Origin of the sequence: Hydrogenophaga sp. 70-12, from assembly GCF_001897365.1 — a bacterium.
GTDB classification, from domain to species: Bacteria; Pseudomonadota; Gammaproteobacteria; order Burkholderiales; family Burkholderiaceae_C; genus Hydrogenophaga; species Hydrogenophaga borbori.
In genome coordinates this window covers 1-3,130 of sequence record NZ_MKSS01000088.1, presented here as the reverse complement: position 1 = coordinate 3,130, position 3,130 = coordinate 1, and the positions used below count along the sequence as shown (strand labels likewise).

Below are 3,130 nucleotides of genomic sequence, written 5' to 3'. Positions count from 1 at the left end.
CTGCCCAACATCGGCATCACGCGCGTGGAAAACTTCTGCGCCGGCGGCTCCGAGGCCATCCGTGCGGCGGTGTACGCGGTGGCCGCGGGCGCCTGCGACATCGCGCTCGCCCTCGGCGTGGAAAAGCTCAAGGACACCGGCTACGGCGGCCTGCCCATGGCCACCGTGGGCACCTACATCCCGCAGTGGTACCCGAACGCGGTGGCGCCGGCCAACTTCGCGCAGCTCGCCAGCGCGTACCGCGCCAAGCACGGCATCGACGCGGCCTTGCTCAAGCGCGCGATCGCGCATGTGTCGGTGAAGAGCCACGCCAACGGCGCCAAGAACCCCAAGGCCCACCTGCAGAAGCCCATCACCGAAGAGCAGTGCCTGAAAGCGCCCACCATCGCCGCGCCACTGGGCCTGTTCGACTGCTGCGGCGTGTCCGACGGCGCGGCGGCGGTGATCGTCACCACGCCGGAGATCGCGCGCGGCCTCGGCAAGCAGGGCCTGGTGACCTTCAAGGCCCTGCAGGTGGCGGTCTCGAATGGCTGGGAGCTGCAGTCCAACGAGTGGGATGGCAGCTACGTGCACACCGCGCGCGTGGCCGCCAAGCGCGCCTACGCCGAGGCCGGCATCGAGCGCCCGCGCGAGCAGATCAGCATGACCGAGGTGCACGACTGCTTCTCGATCACCGAGCTGGTGACCATGGAGGACCTGGGCCTGTCCGACGAGGGCCGCGCCGTCTACGACGTGCTCGATGGCCACTTCGACGCCGAGGGCCGCGTGCCCTGCCAGATCGACGGCGGCCTCAAGTGCTTCGGCCACCCGGTGGGCGCCAGCGGCATCCGCATGCTCTACGAGATCTACCTGCAGCTGCAGGGCCGCGCGGGCGCGCGCCAGCTCGCGGACCCGAAAACCGGCCTGATCCACAACCTCGGCGGCCAGCCTTCGCAGAACGTGTGCTCGGTTTCCATCGTGGGGCTGGAAGGCGTCTGAACATGAGTGAGCCCGTCGTTCTGCTCGACCACCCCGCGCCGCGGGTGGCGCGCCTGCGCATCAACCGCCCGGCGCAGCGCAACGCCATCGACGAGGCCGTGCGCCAGGGCTTCATCGATCATCTCGACGCCCTGGGCCGGGACGCGTCGGTGCGGGCCCTGGTCATCGGCGGCGTGCAAGGCGTGTTCTCCGCCGGCGGCGACGTGCCCAGCATGCTGGGCCTGAGCGAGGCGCAGGCGCGCGCTCGCCTGGGCCATGTGCAGCAGGTCTGCCAGCGCGTGGCCGATCTGCGCCTGCCCGTGGTGGCCGCTATGGAGGGCGTGACCGCGGGCGCGGCCGTCGGCCTCTCGCTGCTGGCCGACCGCATCGTGATCGGGCGCGAGGCGCGCGTGCTGTTTCCCTTCCTCAAGATCGGCCTGGTGCCCGACTGGGGCCAGCTGCTCACGCTGCCGCGCCGCGTGGGCCTGCCGGTGGCTCGCCGCCTGCTCTGCGGCGGCGAGCCCGTGCGCGGCGAAGAGGCGCTGCGCCTGGGCCTGGCCGACGAGCTGTGCGAGGACGCGCAGGTGATGGACCGCGCCGTGGCCCTGGCCGGCGAGCTGGCCCTGCTGCCCGCCGAGCCCTTCGCCCGCATGAAGCAGCGCCTGCAGCACCCCAGCGCCACGTTGGCCGAGGAGCTGCAGCGCGATCAGGACGACCAGGCCGCCTGCCTGCTGGGCGCCGACTTCCGCGAGGGCTTTGCGGCCTTCCGCGAGAAGCGCGCGCCCGATTTCATTCACCGCCCCGGAGACCGCGCATGAGCGAAGCCCCCCAGGAGCCGGTGCGCCTGTCGCGCGACGGCGCGGTGGGCGTGCTCACGCTCAACCGCCCCGACAAGCGCAACGCGCTCGACCTGACCATGCGCGCGGCCATCGCCGCCGCCGTCCGCGGGCTGGAGGCCGACGCCGAGGTCAAGGCCATCGTGGTCACCGGTGGCGACAGCGTGTTCGCCGCTGGCGCCGATCTGAACCTGCTGGTCGACAAGGGCGCGCAGGACGTGGCCGACATCGACCTGGGCCAGTACTGGGCGCCGCTGGTGAACGCGCGCAAGCCCGTGGTCGCGGCGGTCAGCGGCTTCGCGCTCGGCGCGGGCTGCGAACTGGCGCTGATGTGCGACTTCATCGTGGCCGATGCCAGCGCCCGCCTGGGCCAGCCCGAGCTGGCCGTGGGCATCATGCCCGGCGCGGGCGGCACGCAGCGCCTGGTGCGCAGCGTGGGCAAGCAGGTCGCCAGCCTCATGCTGATGACGGCCGAGCCGCTGACGGGCGAGCGCGCTTTTCAGCTCGGCCTGGTGGCCGAACTCGCGCCCGAGGGCCAGGCGCTGGTGCGCGCGCTGGAGCTCGCGCGCAAGGCCGCGCGCCTGCCGCCGAAGGCCATCGAGGCCACCAAGCGCGTGCTGCGCCAGGGCGCCGACCTGCCGCTGGAGGCGGCGCTGGCGCTGGAGAACCGCGAGTTCCTGTTGCTCTTCGACACCGAGGACAAGACCGAGGGCATGCGCGCCTTTCTCGACAAGCGCAAGCCGCAGTTCAACGGCCGCTGAACGCGGCGCACCTTTTCCCTTTCTCCATGGCGACTGTTTCCCCCACCACCATCGGCGTCGTCGGCGCCGGCACCATGGGCCGCGGCATCGTGCAGCTCTTCGTGCAGGCCGGCCACACCGTGTACTGCCACGACGCGCAGCCCGGCGCGGCAGCGAAGGCCATTGACTACGTCGACGGCATGTTCGCGCGCGCGGTGGAGAAGGGGCGCCTGGCGGCCGCCGACCACGAGGGGGCGAGGCATCGCCTGAAGGCCTGCAACACCCTGGCCGATCTCGCGGGCTGCGAGCTGGTGATCGAGGCCATCGTGGAGGACCTGGCGGTCAAGCGCGCGCTGTTCCGCGAGCTCGAAGGCCTGCTCGGCGAACAGGCCATCCTGGCGAGCAACACCTCGTCGCTCACCGTGGCCGAGATCGCGTCGGCCTGCCAGCGGCCCGAGCGCGTGGCGGGCCTGCACTTCTTCAACCCCGTGCCGCTGATGAAGGTGGCCGAGGTGATCGCCGCCGTGCGCACCGCGCCCGCCGTCGTGCGGCGGCTGAGCGAACTCACCGAAGGCGCGGGCCACCGCGCGGTGGTCA

At 72.2% G+C, this 3,130-nt stretch carries 4 protein-coding genes; all 4 read left to right on the top strand.

The genetic code is table 11. From position 1 onward, the window contains the following. A partial coding sequence (locus BGO22_RS05685) for an acetyl-CoA acetyltransferase (protein WP_286849605.1) occupies positions 1-978 on the top strand: 978 nt, incomplete at its 5' end. Between the two features lie 2 nt (positions 979-980). After that, entirely contained in the window at positions 981-1,775 is a 795-nt protein-coding gene (locus BGO22_RS05680) for an enoyl-CoA hydratase/isomerase family protein (RefSeq protein WP_070399247.1), read from the top strand. Further along, complete coding sequence (locus BGO22_RS05675; RefSeq protein ID WP_286849603.1) at positions 1,772-2,554, top strand: enoyl-CoA hydratase-related protein; 783 nt, start codon at positions 1,772-1,774, stop codon at positions 2,552-2,554. Before BGO22_RS05680 ends, BGO22_RS05675 begins: the two co-directional genes overlap by 4 nt. A gap of 26 nt (positions 2,555-2,580) precedes the next feature. Continuing rightward, positions 2,581-3,130: 3-hydroxyacyl-CoA dehydrogenase NAD-binding domain-containing protein (locus tag BGO22_RS05670; protein WP_286849601.1), on the top strand; the 550-nt coding region annotated here is incomplete at its 3' end.